The 17,769-nt window shown below is 73.7% G+C and carries 17 protein-coding genes and 1 riboswitch; of the genes, 9 read left to right on the top strand and 8 right to left on the bottom strand.

The genetic code is table 11. The features are described from left to right. From E1265_RS39215 to E1265_RS17970, 5 genes are all read right to left on the bottom strand, one after another. Positions 1-811, bottom strand: an 811-nt coding sequence (locus E1265_RS39215; protein WP_243740900.1) for a hypothetical protein, incomplete at its 3' end; no start/stop codon positions are given. A gap of 23 nt (positions 812-834) precedes the next feature. Continuing rightward, positions 835-1,761 carry a methylenetetrahydrofolate reductase [NAD(P)H] gene (gene metF, locus E1265_RS17985; RefSeq protein ID WP_132931332.1) on the bottom strand — a complete coding sequence of 309 codons (927 nt, stop codon included), beginning with the start codon at positions 1,759-1,761 and terminating at the stop codon, positions 835-837. 210 nt (positions 1,762-1,971) lie between these two features. Next, entirely contained in the window at positions 1,972-2,616 is a 645-nt protein-coding gene (thiE, locus tag E1265_RS17980) for a thiamine phosphate synthase (protein WP_132931331.1), read from the bottom strand. 64 nt (positions 2,617-2,680) lie between these two features. Then, on the bottom strand, positions 2,681-3,046 hold the full coding sequence (locus E1265_RS17975; protein ID WP_132931330.1) for an Rv2175c family DNA-binding protein: 366 nt from the start codon (positions 3,044-3,046) through the stop codon (positions 2,681-2,683). Between the two features lie 32 nt (positions 3,047-3,078). Next, complete coding sequence (locus E1265_RS17970) at positions 3,079-4,311, bottom strand: FAD-dependent oxidoreductase (protein ID WP_132931329.1); 1,233 nt, start codon at positions 4,309-4,311, stop codon at positions 3,079-3,081. 130 nt (positions 4,312-4,441) lie between these two features. Beyond that, a riboswitch (TPP riboswitch) is annotated at positions 4,442-4,553 on the top strand. Here E1265_RS17970 and thiO point away from each other — a divergent pair. The 7 genes from thiO to E1265_RS17935 all read left to right on the top strand — a co-directional run bounded on the left by thiO (position 4,545) and on the right by E1265_RS17935 (position 12,549). Beyond that, entirely contained in the window at positions 4,545-5,732 is a 1,188-nt protein-coding gene (gene thiO / locus E1265_RS17965) for a glycine oxidase ThiO (RefSeq protein ID WP_243740899.1), read from the top strand. (Overlaps the previous riboswitch by 9 nt.) Further along, a complete protein-coding gene (gene thiS, locus E1265_RS17960; RefSeq protein WP_132931328.1) occupies positions 5,729-5,941 on the top strand; it encodes a sulfur carrier protein ThiS in 213 nt (70 codons plus the stop codon). The genes thiO and thiS overlap by 4 nt, the downstream gene beginning before the upstream one ends. Before the next feature lies 1 nt (position 5,942). Beyond that, complete coding sequence (locus E1265_RS17955) at positions 5,943-6,755, top strand: thiazole synthase (RefSeq protein WP_132931327.1); 813 nt, start codon at positions 5,943-5,945, stop codon at positions 6,753-6,755. 609 nt (positions 6,756-7,364) lie between these two features. Then, on the top strand, positions 7,365-8,369 hold the full coding sequence (locus E1265_RS17950; RefSeq protein ID WP_165953782.1) for a DUF4190 domain-containing protein: 1,005 nt from the start codon (positions 7,365-7,367) through the stop codon (positions 8,367-8,369). A 103-nt stretch (positions 8,370-8,472) separates the two neighbouring features. Continuing rightward, the gene (gene pknB / locus E1265_RS17945; protein ID WP_132931325.1) at positions 8,473-10,413 is read left to right on the top strand and encodes a Stk1 family PASTA domain-containing Ser/Thr kinase; all 1,941 of its coding nucleotides are present in this window, start codon (positions 8,473-8,475) and stop codon (positions 10,411-10,413) included. A 374-nt stretch (positions 10,414-10,787) separates the two neighbouring features. Continuing rightward, positions 10,788-11,579, top strand: coding sequence for a transglycosylase SLT domain-containing protein (locus E1265_RS17940; protein WP_243740898.1), 792 nt, complete (start codon positions 10,788-10,790; stop codon positions 11,577-11,579). 46 nt (positions 11,580-11,625) lie between these two features. Beyond that, entirely contained in the window at positions 11,626-12,549 is a 924-nt protein-coding gene (locus tag E1265_RS17935) for a deoxyribonuclease IV (protein WP_132931323.1), read from the top strand. Here E1265_RS17935 and E1265_RS17930 read toward each other — a convergent pair. Then, positions 12,516-13,139 (bottom strand): sulfite oxidase-like oxidoreductase, encoded by a 624-nt coding sequence (locus E1265_RS17930; protein WP_132931322.1) that lies wholly within the window; start codon positions 13,137-13,139, stop codon positions 12,516-12,518. The two genes, E1265_RS17935 and E1265_RS17930, sit on opposite strands and share 34 nt — an antisense overlap. Before the next feature lie 188 nt (positions 13,140-13,327). Here E1265_RS17930 and bfr point away from each other — a divergent pair, with 188 nt between their 5' ends. Further along, on the top strand, positions 13,328-13,834 hold the full coding sequence (bfr, locus tag E1265_RS17925; protein ID WP_132931321.1) for a bacterioferritin: 507 nt from the start codon (positions 13,328-13,330) through the stop codon (positions 13,832-13,834). Here the strand turns inward: bfr and E1265_RS17920 are convergent. Continuing rightward, positions 13,831-14,094 carry a (2Fe-2S)-binding protein gene (locus E1265_RS17920; protein ID WP_207931120.1) on the bottom strand — a complete coding sequence of 88 codons (264 nt, stop codon included), beginning with the start codon at positions 14,092-14,094 and terminating at the stop codon, positions 13,831-13,833. The two genes, bfr and E1265_RS17920, sit on opposite strands and share 4 nt — an antisense overlap. Before the next feature lie 126 nt (positions 14,095-14,220). Continuing rightward, entirely contained in the window at positions 14,221-15,567 is a 1,347-nt protein-coding gene (locus E1265_RS17915; RefSeq protein WP_132931319.1) for a 3-deoxy-7-phosphoheptulonate synthase class II, read from the bottom strand. Positions 15,568-15,823: 256 nt separating this feature from the next. Here E1265_RS17915 and E1265_RS17905 point away from each other — a divergent pair, with 256 nt between their 5' ends. Continuing rightward, on the top strand, positions 15,824-17,707 hold the full coding sequence (locus E1265_RS17905; protein WP_132931318.1) for an anthranilate synthase family protein: 1,884 nt from the start codon (positions 15,824-15,826) through the stop codon (positions 17,705-17,707). The last annotated feature ends 62 nt before the right edge of the window (positions 17,708-17,769 follow it).

Genomic DNA, 17,769 nt, shown 5'->3' with positions numbered 1-17,769 from the left:
GGTAGTAGGAGTTGCCGTCGCCGTTGCCGTTCGACCACTGGTCGGTCGCGTAGCCGGTGGTGTACGTCGTGGGGTACGCGTCGGTCTGGGGCGTGGGTTGGCCGTCGGTGGTGGGGAAGGCCTGGGTGGCCGAGTAGTCGGCGTACTGGTCGCCGGAGAAGGCCGGGTAGCTCTCGGTGGCGTCGGCGTACGGCTGCTCCGCCTGCGCGTAGCCGTAGCCCTGCTGCTGGTAGAAGTCCTGGTAACCGGCGCCGACCGGTTGGCCGGTCTGGTCGCCGTATATCTCCTCGCCGCTCGCGTAGGCGTCCTGGTAGGGCTGGTCCTGGTACGCGTACTGTTCGCCGTAGCCCTGGTCACCCGCCGGCGAGGGCGCCTGCTGGTTGCCGTCCGGCGTGAAGCCGCCGTCGTAGCCGACGGTCGCGGCCTCCAGGGTGGGCAATCCGTCCACCGGGGCGTCGGACGGCGGCAGTTCGGCCGGCGGCGGGGGCGGCAGCTCGGGTGCCGCGTCGGCCATGCCGTCCGCGCCGACCTCCCGGCGGCGCCGGCTGCTGCCCGCGCCGCCACCCAGCGCCCAGCCGGTGGAGAAGCCGCGCCGGAAGGAGAGCGTGACGAACGTCTGACCGGTGGCGAAGGCGATGGTGCCGAGGGCGATCACCGGCACCGAGGGCATCAACACGCCGAGCACCACGAGCAGGAAGCCGAAGAAGGCGACCAACCGCCAGCGCAGCCGCGCCTTGTACTGGAGAAGAACCTCGCCGAGCAGCCAGAGGGCGACGACTCCGAATGCGATGTAGAGGACCGCCCAGCCCATGTACGCCCCTTCTGGCAGGCATCTCAGGTCCGCTGGTGCAGACCCAGATTCTTGTAGACGTCAAGCGTCGCCGTCGAGTGCAGTGTGGTGTTCAGCGTGACGAAGTGCAGTCCAGGAATGTCCTCGTCCATCAGCCTCGCACACAACTCCGTGGCGAAATCGATCCCGACCGAGCGTACAGCCATCGGGTCGTCCTTGACCGCGAGGATGGCTTTTTCCAGTTCCGGCGGGAAGGTGCTGTTGCTGAGCTGCTTGAAGCGCTCGATCTGCCGGACGTTGGCGATCGGCATGATCTCCGGAATGATCGGGACGTCGCAGCCTGCGGCGGCGACCCGGTCGCGCAGCCGGAGGTAGTGCTCGGCGTGGAAGAACATCTGGGTGATGGCGAAGTCGGCGCCCGCCCGGCACTTGTTGACGAAGTGCCGAACATCACTCTCCCAGTCGGTCGAGCGGGGGTGCATCTCTGGGAAGGCGGCCACGCCGACGCAGAAGTCCCCCGACTCCTTGATGAGGCTGACGAGTTCGGCCGCGTAGGTGACGCCCTCGGGGTGGCGCCGCCACTCCCCCATCGGGTCGCCCGGCGGGTCGCCACGCAGCGCGAGCATGTTGCGGATACCGGCGCCGGCGTACTGGCCGATGATGTTGCGCAGCTCGGCGACCGAGTGGTTGACGGCCGTGAGGTGGGCGACCGGGGTGAGGGTGGTCTCGGTGGCGATCCGCTCGGTGGCCAGCACGGTGCGCTCGCGCGAGCTGCCGCCCGCGCCGTAGGTGACCGACACGAACGTCGGCGCGACCGCCTCGACCCGGCGGATGGCGTTCCACAGGGTGCGCTCGCCCGCCGCCGTCTTGGGCGGGGTGAACTCGAAGGAGAACGAGCGCTCACCGGCGGACAGCAGTTCACGGACGGTCTCCGCGCGGTCCGTCATCGTGCTGGGGATGCCAAGGGCCATGTTCGCAGGCTACCCAGCGCGATCGCGATCGACAGCCCCGTGTCCGGAACTCGGACGGCCGGCCGGAAGCGTGCGAGCGCGGCGGGCGCGGTGGGGCGGCACTAGGTCCTGTCCTGTCGATCTTGTCGGATCAGCCCGCGGCGTCAGACGCGGTGCTCCCCCAGACTTCGTCCGGGTGGGGGTGCCCGAAGCAGATCGGCAGGACAGGGCCTAGGCGCGCTCCCGGAGGCGGCGGGCCAGCGTCGCGGCCGCCTCGCCGGGGTCCGGCGCCTCCGTCAGGGCGCGCACCACCACGACGCGGCGCGCGCCGGCGTCGAGCACCTGGTCGAGGGTGGCGGCGTCGATGCCGCCGATGGCGAACCAGGGCTTGGCCCCGGCCCTGGCCGCCGCGTACTCGACGAGCGGCAGCCCGGGCGCGGCCCGGCCGGGCTTGGTGGGTGTCGGCCAGCAGGGGCCGGTGCAGAAGTAGTCGACGGCCGGGTCGGCGAGGGCGGCGTCCACCTGGGCCGGCGCGTGGGTGGAGCGGCCTATGAGGACGCCGTCGCCCAGGATGGCGCGGGCCGCCGGCACCGGCAGGTCGCCCTGGCCCAGGTGCAGCACGTCGGAGCCGGCCGCGTGCGCGACGTCGGCCCGGTCGTTGACGGCGAGCAGCCTGCCGTGCCGCCGGCAGGCGTCGGCCAGGACGGCGAGCAGCTCGAGCTCCTCGGCGGCCTCCAGACTCTTGTCGCGCAGCTGCACGATGTCCACGCCGCCGGCGAGCACGGCGTCGAGGAACCCGGGCAGGTCGCCCTGGCGCTTCCTGGCGTCGGTGCACAGGTAGAGCCGGGCGTCGGCGAGCGCGCTCGTCCTGGTCATCCGGGGATCCCCCCTCGGTCGTGGCGCGGCGGCCGGCCCTGGCGGGCCGGCCGCCGGCCGGTCGTCACACGGCGAGCGCCTGCGCCCGGCGCTTCACCTCGGTCCCCCGATTGTTCCGCAGGGCGTCGGCCGGGGTGCCCGGCAGGCTGTCGTCCGGGGTGAACAACCACTCCAGCATCTCCTCGTCGGAGAAGCCGTCGTCCCGCAGCAGCGTGAGCGTGCCGCCCAGGCCCTTGACGATCTTGCCGTCCCCGATGAACGCGGACGGCACCTGGAGAACGCGGTTCTCGCCCCGGCGCACGGCGATCAGCTGGCCCTCCTTGACCAGCTGCCGAACGCGCGTCACCTCGACGCCGAGCTCTTCGGCGATGTCGGGAAGGGTGAGCCAGTCGGGGACGAGAGCGTCGATCTTCGCATCAATCTCGGTCACGTCTCCAGCGTGCCATCCCGCACCGACAGCCGTCAGCGCACGGCGGCCTTCAGTGGTACGGACGGGTCGGCGAGCAGCCGCGCGTCGAGCGGGGTGCCGCGCTCGATGAGCCGGCGCCCCTGGGTGAGGTCGCGCGGCTGGTCGACGGCCAAGACGGCGACCAGTCGGCCCGCGGAGTCCAGCCAGCAGGCCGCCCACGGCCCGTCGCCGGCCGGCTCGCCCCGGGTGACCAGCGTCTCGTCGCCGGCCGCCGGGCCCTCGCCGCGCCGGCCGGCGTACTGCACGTGGCGGCCGAACTGCTCGGACCAGAAGTACGGCACCGGGTCGTGGACGGCGGGCCGGCCGAGGATGCCGGCGGCGACGGTGCGCGGGCCCTGCAACGCGTTGTCCCAGTGGTGGACGAGCAGCCGCCGGCCGTAGCGGGCGGAGGGGTAGGAGGCGCAGTCCCCGACGGCGTAGACGTCGGGGACGCCGGCGCGCAGGCCGGCGTCCGCGCTGACCGAGCCGTCGGCGGCCAGCTCGACGCCTGAGCCGGCGAGCCAGCCGGTGGCGGGGCGGGAGCCGACGCCGACCAGCACGGCGTCGGCGCCGAGCACCGTGCCGTCGGCGAGCTCCACCTCGCCGGACCTGACGGCCGTCACCCGCTGCCCGGTGCGCAGCTCGGCGCCGGCCGCCTCGTACCAGCGGCGCGTCGGCTCGCTGATCTCGGGCGGCAGCGCGCCGGGCAGCGGATGGTGGGCGGCCTCCACCACGGTCACCCGGCAGCCGGCCGCGGCGGCGGCCGTGGCGACCTCCGCACCGATCCAGCCCGCGCCGACCGCCACCACGCTGCCGCGCGCCGCGAGCACCGGCCGCAGGGCGCGGGCGTCGTCGAGGGTGCGCAGCAGGTGGACGCCCGGCACGTCGTGGGTGCCGGGCAGGGTGACGGGCTCGGCGCCGGTGGCCAGCACCAGGTGGTCGTAGTCGAGGGGGCCGGCGTCGGTGTGCAGGCGCCGCCGGGCGGTGTCGAGGCCGGTGGCGGCGCGGCCGAGCAGGAGTTCGGCGTCGAGCTCGGCGAAGTCGATGTCGAGCGCCGCCGCGTGCAGCGCGGACTCGTCGTCCGGGGCGAGCAGCGCGGCCTTGGACAGCGGCGGCCGGTCGTAGGGCTGGTGGGGCTCGGCGCCGAGCAGCGTGACGGCGCCGCCCCAGCCCTGCCCCCGCAGCTCGACCACCGTCTGCACGCCGGCCAGCCCCGCCCCGACCACCACGACCCGTCGTTCGCTCACGCCGGCAAGCCTAGGCGCTCCGCCGGCGGCGCCACGATGCCCCCTTCGGCACCGGAACGCGCCGAGGCGGGCCCCGCGTTCCGGCCGGCTGGGCCCCGGTCGGAGCCTGGTACTAGGCTGGGCGGCGAGCAACCGCTCCCACGGGAGCCCGGCGGACCGGGCTGAGAGGGAGGCTGTCCGGCCTCCGACCGTATGAACCTGATCCGGGTCATGCCGGCGAAGGGAGGAGTCGCATGGGCCCACGCGCCATGCCCCGTGCCGAGGACCGGCACGACGTACTGGTGATCGGCGGAGGCGTCATCGGCCTGGTCACGGCCTGGCGGGCCGCGGGGCGCGGCCTGCGCACAGCGGTGGTCGACCCGGAGCCGGGCGGCGGCGCGGCGCGGGTGGCCGCCGGGATGCTGGCGGCCGTCACCGAGCTGCACCACGGCGAGGAGGCGCTGCTCGACCTCAACCTGGCGTCAGCGGCGCGCTATCCGGCGTTCACGGCCGAGCTCGCCGAGGCCGCGGGCACGGACATCGGCTACCGGGACTGCGGCACGCTCCAGGTGGCGCTCGACGCCGACGACCGGGCGGAGCTGCGGGAGTTGGAGCTGCTGCGGCGGCGCTGCGGGCTCGGGGCCGACTGGCTGACGGGCCGCGAGTGCCGGCGCCTCGAACCGATGCTGGCGCCCGGGGTGCGCGGCGGGCTGCGGGTCGACGGCGACCACCAGGCCGACCCGCGACGCCTCACGGCCGCGCTGCTCATCGCCTGCGAGCGCGCCGGGGTGACCTTCCTCCGGGAGGAGGCGCGGGAGTTGACGGTGGTCGGGGACCGGGCCACCGGGGTGGTGCTGGCCGGCGGCGCCCGGCTCTGCGCCGAGCAGTCGGTGCTGGCCGGCGGCTGCCGCAGCGGCGAACTCGGCGGCCTGCCGCCCGAGGTGCGGGCGCGGGTGCCGGTGCGGCCGGTCAAGGGCCAGGTGGTGCGGCTGCGGATCCCGCCCGGCTACGCACCGTTCCTCTCCCGCACGGTGCGCGCCGTGGTGCGCGGCGCCCAGGTGTACCTGGTGCCGAGGCTCAGCGGCGAGCTGGTGATCGGCGCGACGACCGAGGAGTTGGGCTTCGACACGACGGTGACGGCCGGCGGCGTGTACCAGCTGCTGCGCGAGGCGCACGAGTTGGTGCCGGGCGTCACCGAACTGCCGCTGGTCGAGACGCTGGCCGGGCTGCGGCCGGCCACCCCGGACAACGCGCCGCTGCTCGGCCCGAGCGGCCTCGAGGGTCTGCAGCTCGCCACCGGCCACGGCCGCAACGGGGTGCTGCTGACTCCCATCACCGGCGAGGCGCTCGCCGAGTCCCTGACCACCGGCGAACTGCCGGAGTACGCACGGCCGTTCACCGCGCACCGGTTCGCCACCGAGACCTCGGAGGTGCCGGCGTGACCGACCGGCTGTCCGTCAGTGTGAACGGCGCGGCGCGCCTGGTGCCGGCGGGCACCACGCTCGCCGCCCTGGTCGCCGAGCTGAGCACGGCGCCGAGCGGCATCGCGGCCGCCGTCAACGAGACCGTCGTCCCGCGCGGGCAGTGGGCGGCCACCGAGCTGGCCGCCGGCGACCGCGTCGAGGTGCTGACCGCTGTCCAGGGAGGCTGACATGGCCGAAGAACCCGCGACCGAACCACTGGTCATCGGCGAGCTGCGGCTCTCCTCGCGGCTCATCATGGGCACCGGCGGGGCGCCGAGCCTCGCGGTGCTGCGGGACGCGCTCGCCGCGTCCCGCACGGAGCTGACCACGGTGGCCATGCGACGCCTCGACCCCGGGGTGCGCGGCTCGGTGCTCTCGGTGCTCGACGAGCTCGGCATCCGGCCGCTGCCGAACACCGCCGGCTGCCACACGGCCGGCGAGGCCGTGCTCACCGCGCGCCTCGCGCGCGAGGCGCTCGGCACCGACCTGATCAAGCTGGAGGTGATCGCGGACGAGCGCACGCTGCTGCCCGACCCGGTGGGCACCCTGGAGGCGGCGGAGACGCTGGTGGACGACGGCTTCACGGTGCTGCCGTACACCAACGACGACCCGGTGCTCGCCCGGCGACTCGAGGACGCCGGCTGCGCGGCCGTGATGCCGCTCGGCTCACCGATCGGCTCGGGCCTCGGCATCCGCAACCCGCACAACTTCCAGCTGATCACCGAGCGGGCCGGCGTCCCGGTGATCCTGGACGCGGGCGCCGGCACGGCCTCGGACGTGGCGCTCGCGATGGAGCTCGGCTGCGCCGGGGTGATGCTGGCCTCGGCGGTGACGCGGGCTCGGCGCCCGGTGCGGATGGCGGAGGCCATGCGGCACGCGGTGACGGCCGGCCGCCTCGCCTTCCTGGCCGGCCGCATCCCGCGCCGCCACTTCGCCGAGGCGTCGTCGCCGGTCGACGGCATGGCCGAACTCGATCCCGAGCGTCCGGCTTTCACGAGCTGACCGTTCGCACTGATATACGATCCACGAGCGTCGCCATCGACGCCGGCCACGGGTTCGGCCTGGCGGCCTACCGCCGACGGCGCGGCCCACACGGGCTGAGGGGGAACGTCATCACGTCTTCGTGGGGGAACCATGACGACCTCGCCTGGCGGCGAGACGCCGCCCACCGACAGCGGTGTGCCAGCACCCGCACGGGCTCCCGTCGGTGAACCGGCCACCAACGCGCCGGCCCTCGACTCGTCAACCAGGGACGAACCGCCGACCGCCGCGGCCCAGACGGCCGGCGGCCCGTTCCCCGCACCCGGCGGCGACAAACCCGTGCCGTCTTGCGGCGAGCCCACCGCGAGCCCGCCCACTGCCGGCGGGGCACCGGCCGGGGGCAGCGCTCCGCCACCGGTTCCCGTGACCTCGCCCGCCCGGCAGGCAGGCGCTCCGCCGAACGACACCGTGCGGCCGGCGGGCGAAGCCCCGCCGGGCACGCCACCAGGCGTCCACCACGGCACGCCACCAGGCGCGTATTACGGGGCGCCGCCCGGCGGATACCCGTGGGGAGCGCCGTCAGGCGGGTACCCGTGGGGGGCGAGCCGACCGGCCAGGTCGGGGGTGGCGGTGGCCGCCCTGGTGTTCGCGGTCGTGGTCTTTCCCGTCGGGTTGGTCCTCGGCATCGTCGCGCTGGCGCGCGTCCTTCGTTCCGGGGAGCGCGGCCGTGGGTTGGCCGTCGCGGCGATCGTCGTCGCCGGGCTGCAGATCGTCGCGTTCGCCTCCCTCTTCTCCTACGCCGTGCTGAGCGACGACCAGCGGAGCGACCGGGCCGGCGTCGGCGGGCCGCGGCCCGGGCCGTCCGCCCAGGACGACGGCGGGGAGTCCGGGGGCCGTGAGGTCTCCGTGTTCGACCTGGCGGTCGGGGACTGCTTCTCCACCGCGTCCGAAGGGGACAGCGTCACCAACGTCACCGTGCTGCCATGCGCCGGCCCGCACGAGTCGGAGACGTTCGCCGTCTTCGACGTCGACCAGTACGGCGAGTTCGGCGTCCCCTACCCCGGTGAGGAGGCGCTGTTCGACGCCGCGGAGATCGGGTGCGCCGAGGCGATGCCCGGCTATGTGCTCGACGTCTGGGGCATCCCGCGGCAGGTCACCTGGTTCTACTACTACCCGGAGGAGACCGGCTGGCAGTACGGCGACCGCGAGGTGCTGTGCTACTTCGGCGAGGTGAGCGGCGGCGAGCTCGCCGGTGGTTCGCTGCGCGGGGACGCGGCCGCGCTGACGCCGAGGGCGCTCGAGTACCTGGAGGTCACCGCGCCCGTGGAGGGCCTGATCTCGCGCGAGCCGCCGCCGGAGGCGCCGCTAGGGGCGCGGCGCGCCTGGGCGGCGGAGATGGCGGAGGCGTTGGCGAGCGAGGCCGACGCGCTGGCCGCGAACACCTGGTACGGGGAGGTGTCCCGACTGGTCGACGACCTGGTCGAGGCGCGGCGGGCCAGCCTCGACCACTGGCGGGCGGCGGCGGACGCGACGGCGTCGGCGGACCTCGACGCGCGGGTCGAGCTCGGCTACTCGACCCTCGGCGTCGAGATCGAGGGGGAGATCCGCGAGTTGCTCGACCTCGCCCTCGGGTGATGGGCCGCGCCGACCGGCGTTCGGTCACCGTTCGGCTGCAGTACCGCGCCGACCTCGTCGTCGCCAGAGGAGCCGGTTCGGCCGGCTCGTAAACTGATCGACCGTGGACACCACCCTTCAGGACCCGCTGATCGGGCATGCACTTGACGGCCGCTACCGCGTCGTACGGCGGATCGCGGTCGGCGGCATGGCCACGGTCTACCGGGCCGTCGACACCCGGCTCGACCGGGTGCTGGCGCTGAAGGTGATGCACCCCTCGCTCGCGGGGGACGAGTCGTTCACCGAGCGGTTCATCAGGGAGGCCAAGTCCGTCGCCCGGCTCGACCACCCCAATGTGGTGGGCGTGCTCGACCAGGGCACGGACGGCCCCTACGTCTATCTGGCGATGGAGTACGTCGCCGGCTGCACCCTGCGGGACGTGCTGCGCGACCGCGGGGCGCTCCAGCCGCGCGCCGCGCTCGACGTGGTCGAGCCGATGCTCGCTGGGCTCGCCGCCGCGCACCGGGCCGGTCTCGTGCACCGGGACGTCAAGCCGGAGAACGTGCTGATCGGCGACGACGGCCGGGTGAAGGTGGCGGACTTCGGGCTGGTGCGGGGCGCCGAGGGGCCGACCTCGGCGACCACGGGGGCGCTGCTCGGCACCGTCTCCTATCTGGCGCCCGAGCAGATCGAGAGCGGCACGGTGGACGCCCGCACCGACGTCTACGCCTGCGGGGTGCTGCTCTACGAGCTGCTGACCGGCGTCAAGCCGCACACCGGCGACTCGCCGGCGCAGGTGCTGTTCCGGCACGTGAACCACGACGTTCCCGCGCCCTCGGCGGCGGTGCCCGGGCTGCCGGCCGAGCTGGACGAGCTGGTGGCCAGGGCCGCCTCGCGCGACCCCGAGGGTCGCCCGGCGGACGCGGCGGCGCTGCTCGGCCTCGTCAGGGCGGCCAGGGCCGGCCTGTCCGACGCCCAGCTTGACGCGGCGCCGCCGGCGGCGGCGCCGGCCGACGGCGGCGAGGTGGGGCCCGAGGACCGCACCCGGATCGTGCCGCTGCCGCCCGGGGTGCGGGCGAGCGCTCCCGACGGCCCCGGCGGCGACCGGGACCACGTGGCGCACACGGCCAGGATCGACCTGCCGCCGCTGCCGCCCGAGGAGCCGCCGGCGGTGGGCCGGCCCCGCCGGCTGTCGCGCCGCGGGCTGGTGAGCCTGGTGGTGGGGGCGCTGCTGGTGCTGGGGATCGGCGTCGGCGCCTGGTACGTCAACTCGGGGCAGTTCATGCGGACGCCTGGGGTGCTCGGGCTCAGTCAGGAGGAGGCCGAGGCCGAGCTGCGTTCGGCGGGGCTCGACGTGCGGGTCGAGGAGGACTTCTCCGAGACCATCGACCCGGGGCACGTCATCTCCACCGATCCGGAGCGCGGCGCGCGCGTCCGGCGGAACGACACGGTCACCATCACCGTCTCGCAGGGGCCGCCCGTCACCGTGGTGCCGAACCTGCGGGGCATCCCGCTGGAGGAGGCGCGGGAGCAGCTGGCGGACGCGCAGCTGACCGTGGGCGATGTGGTGGAGCGGTTCTCCTCCGAGGTGGAGCGCGGCTCGGTGCTCGAGACCGAGCCGGACAGCGGCATCGAGCGCCGCCCCGACACCCCGGTGGACCTGGTGGTGAGCCGGGGCGAGGAGGTCGCGGTGCCGAACGTGGTGGGGCAGTCCGAGAGCGCGGCACGGCAGCGGCTCGCGGCGCTCGGCCTCGAGGTCGAGATCGCGTCCGAGCGGGTGTTCTCCGAGGAGGAGGCGGGCACGGTCGCGGCCCAGGACCCGCGGGGCGGCCGGTCGGCGGCGGCCGGCGAGACGGTCACGCTGACCATCTCCCGGGGGCCGGAGATGATCGTGGTGCCCGACGTGCGGGGGATGGACGAGGACGCGGCCGAGCGGCGGCTCGAGGAGGCCGGCTTCGAGGTGTCGGTGCGCCGGGTGTTCTTCACCGGAACGGTCTTCAACCAGTCGGTGCACAGCGGCGACCGTGCTCCGCGCGGCTCGACCATCACCATCTGGGTGCGCTGAAGGCATGTCCGCCGGGCACAGCGGACATCGCTCATAAAATCACACCAAATCCGGGCATCCTTCTCCTTGCTCCCCTTTGCCGCGGCGAAATACCGGCATCCGTGTGACGCCGCTCACGGGACGCACGTCACATACGAAAGCCCTTAGTGGATAACCCCTACGGCGATTACCCCGGCGACAGCCACACGCCGGGGTAGGTGTGTTTATCGGAAACACTATCGGCGCTAGTACAAGCGGTCATTGCATTCGCTTTTTAAAGGCTGTTAACAAGTTCCTCGCAATCCCTGCGATCGCCCGCGATCCCCACGCGAGAGAACGAGGTCCCCGCAATGCCCGCTCAGTCCAACGGTTCCCCATCAGGCACCAAGCCCCGCATGACCCGATTGCAGAGAACCACCACGACCGCGCTCGCCACCTGCGGCGCGGCCGCGCTGGCGCTGACCCTGGTGCCCGCCTCAGCCGGCGCCAACGAGGCGCGGCACGTCGGCTGGAACGTGCGCGCCGACGACGTGCCGGGCCAGCGGGCCGACTCCGCCGCCCAGCCGGGCCAGGACGCCCACGAGGAGGCCCAAGCGCGCGCCGAGGCCGTACGCGTCGAGCTGGCCGAGCGCCGGGCCGAGAGCGAGCGGGTCGCCGAGGTGGACGCCGCGAACGCGGCCGCCGCCGAGCGCCAGGCCGAGGAGGAGGCCGAGGCCGAGCGCCAGGCCGCCGAGGAGGAGGCCGCCGAGGCCCGCGCCGCCGAGGAGGAGGCCGCCAGCCGCGCCGCCGAGCGCGTCACCCAGGTGTCCGAGCCGGCGACCGAGCCGGTCGCCGAGCCCGTGGCCGAGCCGACCGCGACCACCTACCCGGACAATCTGGACGGGTGGATCCGCGAGGCGCTCGACATCATGGCCCAGCACGGAATTCCCGGCACCTACGACGGCCTTTACCGCAACATCATGAGGGAATCCAGCGGCAACCCGAACGCGGTCAACGACTGGGATATCAACGCCATCAACGGCACGCCGTCCATCGGTCTGCTCCAGGTCATTCAGCCGACCTTCGACGCCTATCACGTCGAGGGCACGCCCTACGACCTCTACGACCCCGTCGCCAATATCGTCGCGGCCGCCAACTACGCCTGGCACCGCTACGGTTCGATCGACAACGTCAACGGCCCCTACTGATCGGGCCGATGACGAACTCACCACGCACGCCTGGCATTCTGAGCCGGTGAGCAGTTCTCTCCATCGCGAACGCAATCCGATCGGCGGCCATGTCCCCGTAGCCGGGGGCCTGGCCGCCGTCGGCGTTCCCTACGCCCGCGCGCTCGGCGCCGAGACGCTCCAGGTCTTCGTCGCCAACCCGCGCGGCTGGGCGACCCCGCCGGGAAACCCGCGCCAGGACGAGGAGTTCCGCGTCGCCTGCGCGGACGCCGGACTGCCCTCCTACGTGCACGCGCCCTACCTGATCAACCCCGGCTCGGCGGACGAACTCACCGCCGAGCGCTCGGTGGTGTCCCTGCGCCACTCGCTGCGCCGCGCCCGCGAGATCGGCGCGCTCGGCGTCGTCGTGCACACCGGCTCGGCCACCGGCGGCCGCACCAGGGCGGTGGCACTCGCCCAGGTGCGACGGCTGCTGCTGCCGCTGCTCGAGGAGTTGACCCACCCGGACGACCCGTGGCTGCTGCTCGAGCCGACCGCGGGACAGGGCGCCTCGCTCTGCTCCAGGATCGAGGACCTCGGCCCGTACTTCGACGCGCTCGACCGCCACCCGCGGCTCGGCGTCTGCCTCGACACCTGCCACGTCTTCGCCGCGGGGCACGACCTGGCCGCGCCGGGCGGCGTGGCGGCGGCGCTCACCGAGCTGACCGAGGTCGCCGGCCACGGCCGGCTCCGGCTGATCCACGCCAACGACTCCAAGGAGCCGGCCGGCGCGCACCGCGACCGGCATGCCAACATCGGCGCCGGCCACATCGGCGCCGCGCCCTTCGCTGAGCTGCTGCGCCACCCGGCGACGGCGGGCGTGCCGCTGGTCATCGAGACGCCAGGGCGCCAGCCGGGCCACACGGCCGACGTCGCCCGCCTCAAGGAGCTGCGGGCCCAGGCCCCGTCCGGGCGGGCTCAGAGCTCGGGACCCTCGCCCGGCTCCTCTTGATACGAGTACCGCTGCTCCCGCCAGGGGTCCCCGACGTTGTGATAGCCGCGCTCCTCCCAGAAACCGCGCCGGTCGGCCGTCATGTACTCCACGCCGCGCACCCACTTGGGCCCCTTCCAGGCGTAGAGGTGCGGCACGACGAGACGCAGCGGGAAGCCGTGCTCGGCGGTCAGGAGTTCGCCGTCCCGGTGGGTGGCGAGGAGGACGTCCTCCCGGTCGAAGTCGGACAGCCGCAGGTTGGCGCTGTAGCCGTACTCCGCCCAGACCATCACGTGCGTCGTCTCGGGCGCCGGCGGCGCGAGCCCGAGCAGGGTGGTGGCCCGCACCCCGCCCCACTCCTGGCCCAGCATGCTGAACTTGGTCACGCAGTGCAGGTCCGCCACGACCGTCTCGTACGGCAGTGCGGAGAACTCCTCGTGGTTCCAGCAGCGCTTGTCGCCGTCCGCGGTGGCGCCGAAGACGCGAAACTCCCAACGCTCGGGCCGGAATCGAGGCACCGGACCGTAGTGCGTGACCGGCCAGCCTCGCTGCGGCCGCTGGCCGGGGGGCAGCCGCCCCGCCTCCCCCACTCGGTTGTCCGGCTGACCCATGCCTCCATGGTGACAGACCCCCGGGAACGGGCCGCACCGCCACCCCACGGCCGTCGCGAAATCGGCGAGAAGTGCGCAATTCGGTAAGCCTTCACTTACTGGACGGATCGCCCGCGCGGTGCCACGATGCGCGGACGACCGGCCGGACTTGCCGGAGACGAGCGAACGCCAGGGAAGGAGCGCGCCGCATGCAGGGCGACCCCGAGGTCATCGAGTTCCTGAACGAACAGCTGACGGCCGAACTGACGGCCATCAACCAGTACTTCCTGCACGCCAAGATGCAGGAGAACTTCGGCTGGACCAAGCTGGCCGCCTACACGCGCGCCGAGTCGTTCGACGAGATGCGGCACGCGGAGATCCTCACCGACCGGATCATCTTCCTCGAGGGCCTGCCGAACTACCAGCGGCTCTTCCACGTGCGGGTCGGCCAGACGGTCACCGAGATGTTCCAGGCCGACCGGCAGATCGAGGTGGAGGCCATCGACCGCCTCCGGCGCGGCATCGAGGTGATGCGGGCCAAGCACGACATCACGTCGGCCAAGATCTTCGAGGCCATCCTCAAGGACGAGGAGCACCACATCGACTACCTCGATACCCAGCTCGAACTCGTCGACAAGCTGGGCGAGCCGCTCTACATCGCCCAGCAGATCAAGCAGCCGGGCTCCTCGGACGAGGGCCCGGGCGACACCGACTAGGCGGAGGCCCGGCCGGCCGCCCCCACCGCGCCGAGCGCGTCAAGCGCCTCGAGCGCGGCGGGTGCGGCCTCGGCCTGCGGACAGAGGTGCCCGGCCGGCGGGCGGGCGCGGCCGAGGAGGGCCTGGATGCGCCGCACGCACGACCCGCAGTCGGTGCCCGCCTTGCACTCGGAGGCGATCTGCCGCGGCGTCACGGCGCCGGCCGCGGCGCGCTCGCGCACCTGCCGCTCCGTGATGCCGAAGCACGAGCAGACGTACACCTTCAACCCTCCGAACAGCAGGCAAGCAAAGTGAGGTAAACCTAACCTTACCCGCCGTCCGGAGGGGGCGATACCACCGGGCCGTGTGGCTCCCGCCACCTACGCCCGGTACGCCCGACGCGCCCGTTACGCCCGGTACATCTCCGCCACCAGGAACGCCAGGTCCAGCGACTGGCTGCGGTTCAGCCGCGGGTCGCACGCCGTCTCGTACCGCTGGTGCAGGTCGTCGACGAAGATCTCGTCCCCGCCGCCCACGCACTCGGTGACGTCGTCCCCGGTCAGCTCGACGTGGATGCCACCCGGGTGGGTGCCGAGCCCCTTGTGGACCTCGAAGAAGCCCTTGACCTCGTCGAGCACGTCGTCGAAACGCCGCGTCTTGTGGCCGGAGGCCGCCTCGAAGGTGTTGCCGTGCATCGGGTCACAGACCCACGCCACCTGCGCGCCGGAGGCCGTGACCTTCTCCACCAGCGTGGGCAGCCGGTCCCTGATCTTGTCCGCGCCCATCCGGGTGATGAACGTCAGCCGGCCGGGCTCCCGCTCCGGGTCGAGCCGGTCGATCAGCGCCAGCGCCTCCTCGGGCGAGGTCGTCGGCCCCAGCTTTACGCCGATCGGGTTCCGGATGCCGGCCGCGAACGCGATGTGCGCCCCATCGAGCTGCCGGGTGCGCTCGCCGATCCACACCATGTGGCCCGAGACGTCGTACAGCTGCCCGGTGCGCGAGTCCGTCCTGGTCAGGGCCGCCTCGTAGTCGAGCAGCAGCGCCTCGTGCGAGGAGTAGAACTCCACCGAGTGGAACTCCGCCGGGTCCGCGCCGCAGGCCCGCATGAAGTTCAGCGCGTTGTCGATCTCCCGCGCCAGCGCCTCGTAGCGCCGACCGGCCGCCGAGTTGCGCACGAAGTCCTGGTTCCAGGCGTGCACCTGGCGCAGGTCCGCGTAGCCGCCCGTGGTGAAGCCGCGCACCAGGTTCAGCGTGGACGCCGACGCGTGGTACATCCGCCGCAGCCGCTCCGGATCGGGCATCCGCGCCTCGGCGGTGAACTCCGCGCCGTTGACCGAGTCGCCGCGGTAGGACGGCAGCGTCACCCCGTCCCGCGTCTCCGTCGGCTTGGAGCGCGGCTTGGAGTACTGGCCCGCGATCCGGCCCACCTTCACCACCGGCACCGCCGCCGCGTACTGCAGCACGGCGCTCATCTGGAGCAGCGTCTTCAGCTTCGCCCGGATCTGGTCGGCCCCCACCTGGTCGAACGCCTCGGCACAGTCGCCACCCTGCAGCAGGAACGCCTCACCCCGCGCCACCGCGCCCATCCGGGCCCGCAGCTGGTCGCACTCGCCGGCGAACACCAGCGGCGGATAGGACTCCAGGTCAGCGACGACGGCCCGCAGGGCCTCGGTGTCCGGGTAGTCGGGCTGCTGGGCCGCGGGCAGGTCACGCCAGGCGGGCGTGTGATGGCTGCTGTCTGGGTTCACGCTCACGCGCTCCAGATTACGGGGTGGTGTCCAACCCTTTTCGGCCATGGCCGGGGAATGAGACGGGCTCGACACCGGGCCCGTCTGGTGTACAGTCCCCGACATGTTCGCGCAGCAGACCAACTCCTGGTGGTGGACCGCTTCTCCGGCGGCCCACTGATCGCGCGCAGCACCACAGGACACCGCGAAGGCCGCCCGAGGGGCGGCCTTCGGCGTTTCCGCGGGCCGTCCCCTCCCGATCCCCGGAAGGGACCACCCCGCCATGCACGACACCGCACACCTCCTCGCCGCCCTGCACGCCGACCCCGGCGCCACCACCCCGTTCGCGCTGCTGCGGCGCCGCACCCCCGGCCGCGACCCCGGCCTCGTCGAGCTGCTGACCGGCCCGGTCGTCGAGCTCGACCGGCTCGCCGAGCTGCCGCGCCACGAGCACGCGCTGGCGCTTGTCCCGTTCCGCCAGCTCGCCGAGCGCGGCTTCGAGGTCACCGACGACGCCACCCCGCTCGCCGTGCTGCTGCCCGACACCGTGCGCGAGCTGCCCGTCGCCGAGGTGCTCGCCGCCCTGCCCGACCAGCACGTCGCCGTCACGGACGGCGGCTTCGACCTCGACGACGCGGCCTACGAGCGGGTGGTGGCCGACGTGGTGGAGCACGAGATCAGCGCCGGTCAGGGCGCCAACTTCGTGATCAAGCGCACCTTCACCGGGCGCATCGACGGCTTCACGCGCCGCGACGCGCTGGCCCTCTTCCGCCGGCTGCTGGCCGCCGAGCGCGGCGCGTACTGGACCTTCGTGGTGCACACCGGCGACCGGGTGCTGGTCGGGGCGAGCCCCGAGGTCCACGTCCGGATGAGCGGGGACACGGTGGTGATGAACCCCATCAGCGGCACCTACCGCTACCCGGCCGAAGGCCCGAGCGTGACCGGACTGCTCGCGTTCCTCGACGACCGCAAGGAGACCGAGGAGCTGTCGATGGTGGTCGACGAGGAGCTGAAGATGATGTGCGCCGTCGGCGACCAGGGCGGCGTGGTCGTCGGGCCCCGGCTCCGCGAGATGGCACACCTCGCGCACACCGAGTACGAGCTCAGGGGACGCAGCACGCTCGACGTGCGGGACGTGCTGCGGGAGACGATGTTCGCGGCCACGGTCACCGGCAGCCCGCTGGAGAACGCCTGCCGGGTGATCAACCGGCACGAGCGCGGCGGTCGCGGCTACTACGCGGGCGCGCTCGCGCTGCTGACGGCGGACGGCGTCGACTCGCCGATCCTGATCAGGACCGCCGACATCGACGCGCGCGACGGCCGGCTGCGGGTACCCGTCGGCGCCACGCTGGTGCGGGGCTCGGAACCGGCGGCCGAGGTCGCCGAGACCCACGCCAAGGCGGCCGCCGTGCTCACCGCGCTCGGCGTGCGCCCTGGCCGGCCGGCCGAGGCCGGGACGCCGCTCCCCCGGCTCGCCGACGACCCGCGCGTGCGGGCGGCGCTGGCCGCGCGGCGGGCCGGCCTCGCGCCGTTCTGGCTCCGGATGCGGGACGCCGCACCGGCGGCGGGCGGCGAGACGGCCGACGTGCTGGTGATCGACGCCGAGGACGCGTTCACCTCGATGCTGGCCCACCTGCTGCGCTCGACCGGGACTCGGGTCACCGTCGTCCGCTACGACGCGCCGGACGCGCGGGACCTGGCACTCGCCCACCCCGGGCCCGTCCTCCTCGGCCCGGGTCCCGGCGACCCGCGCGACCTCGCCGACCCCAAGATGCGGCTGCTGCGCCCGCTGACGGCCGACCTGCTCGGCGGGGCGACGCCGGTGATCGGCGTCTGCCTCGGCCACGAGCTGATCGCCGCCCACCTCGGCCTCGAACTGGTCCGCAAGCGGCGGCCCTTCCAGGGCGCGCAGGAACGGATCGACCTCTTCGGCCGCGAGGAGACCGTCGGCTTCTACAACTCGTACGTGGCGCGGTGCGGGGACGACTTGGCGGCGGGTCTGGCGGCGCGGGGCGTCGCGGTGAGTCGGGACGGGGCGACGGGCGAGGTGCACGCGCTGCGGGGGCCGGGGTTCGTGTCGGTGCAGTTCCATCCGGAGTCCGTGCTGACGCTCAACGGGCCGGGGATCGCCGCGACGCTGACCGCTCTGACCGGCGCGTCGGTCTAGGGGCCGGTTCCCCGCGCGGCGGCGCGCGCTGCGGCCGGGCCGCGCGGGGTTCTCCCCCGCCC

This window comes from Streptomyces sp. 8K308 (assembly GCF_004348315.1).
GTDB lineage: Bacteria > Actinomycetota > Actinomycetes > Streptomycetales > Streptomycetaceae > Streptomyces.
This window is presented reverse-complemented; position numbering and strand designations above follow the sequence as displayed.

What these genes read in the sequence shown, in the direction of transcription:
- E1265_RS17905 (WP_132931318.1), top strand. Translation starts at nt 15,824, where the DNA reads ATGCACGACACCGCACACCTCCTCGCCGCCCTGCACGCCGACCCCGGC.
- thiE (WP_132931331.1), bottom strand. Translation starts at nt 2,616, where the DNA reads ATGACCAGGACGAGCGCGCTCGCCGACGCCCGGCTCTACCTGTGCACC.
- E1265_RS17955 (WP_132931327.1), top strand. Translation starts at nt 5,943, where the DNA reads ATGGCCGAAGAACCCGCGACCGAACCACTGGTCATCGGCGAGCTGCGG.
- thiO (WP_243740899.1), top strand. Translation starts at nt 4,545, where the DNA reads ATGGGCCCACGCGCCATGCCCCGTGCCGAGGACCGGCACGACGTACTG.
- bfr (WP_132931321.1), top strand. Translation starts at nt 13,328, where the DNA reads ATGCAGGGCGACCCCGAGGTCATCGAGTTCCTGAACGAACAGCTGACG.
- E1265_RS17940 (WP_243740898.1), top strand. Translation starts at nt 10,788, where the DNA reads ATGACCCGATTGCAGAGAACCACCACGACCGCGCTCGCCACCTGCGGC.
- E1265_RS17930 (WP_132931322.1), bottom strand. Translation starts at nt 13,139, where the DNA reads ATGGGTCAGCCGGACAACCGAGTGGGGGAGGCGGGGCGGCTGCCCCCC.
- metF (WP_132931332.1), bottom strand. Translation starts at nt 1,761, where the DNA reads ATGGCCCTTGGCATCCCCAGCACGATGACGGACCGCGCGGAGACCGTC.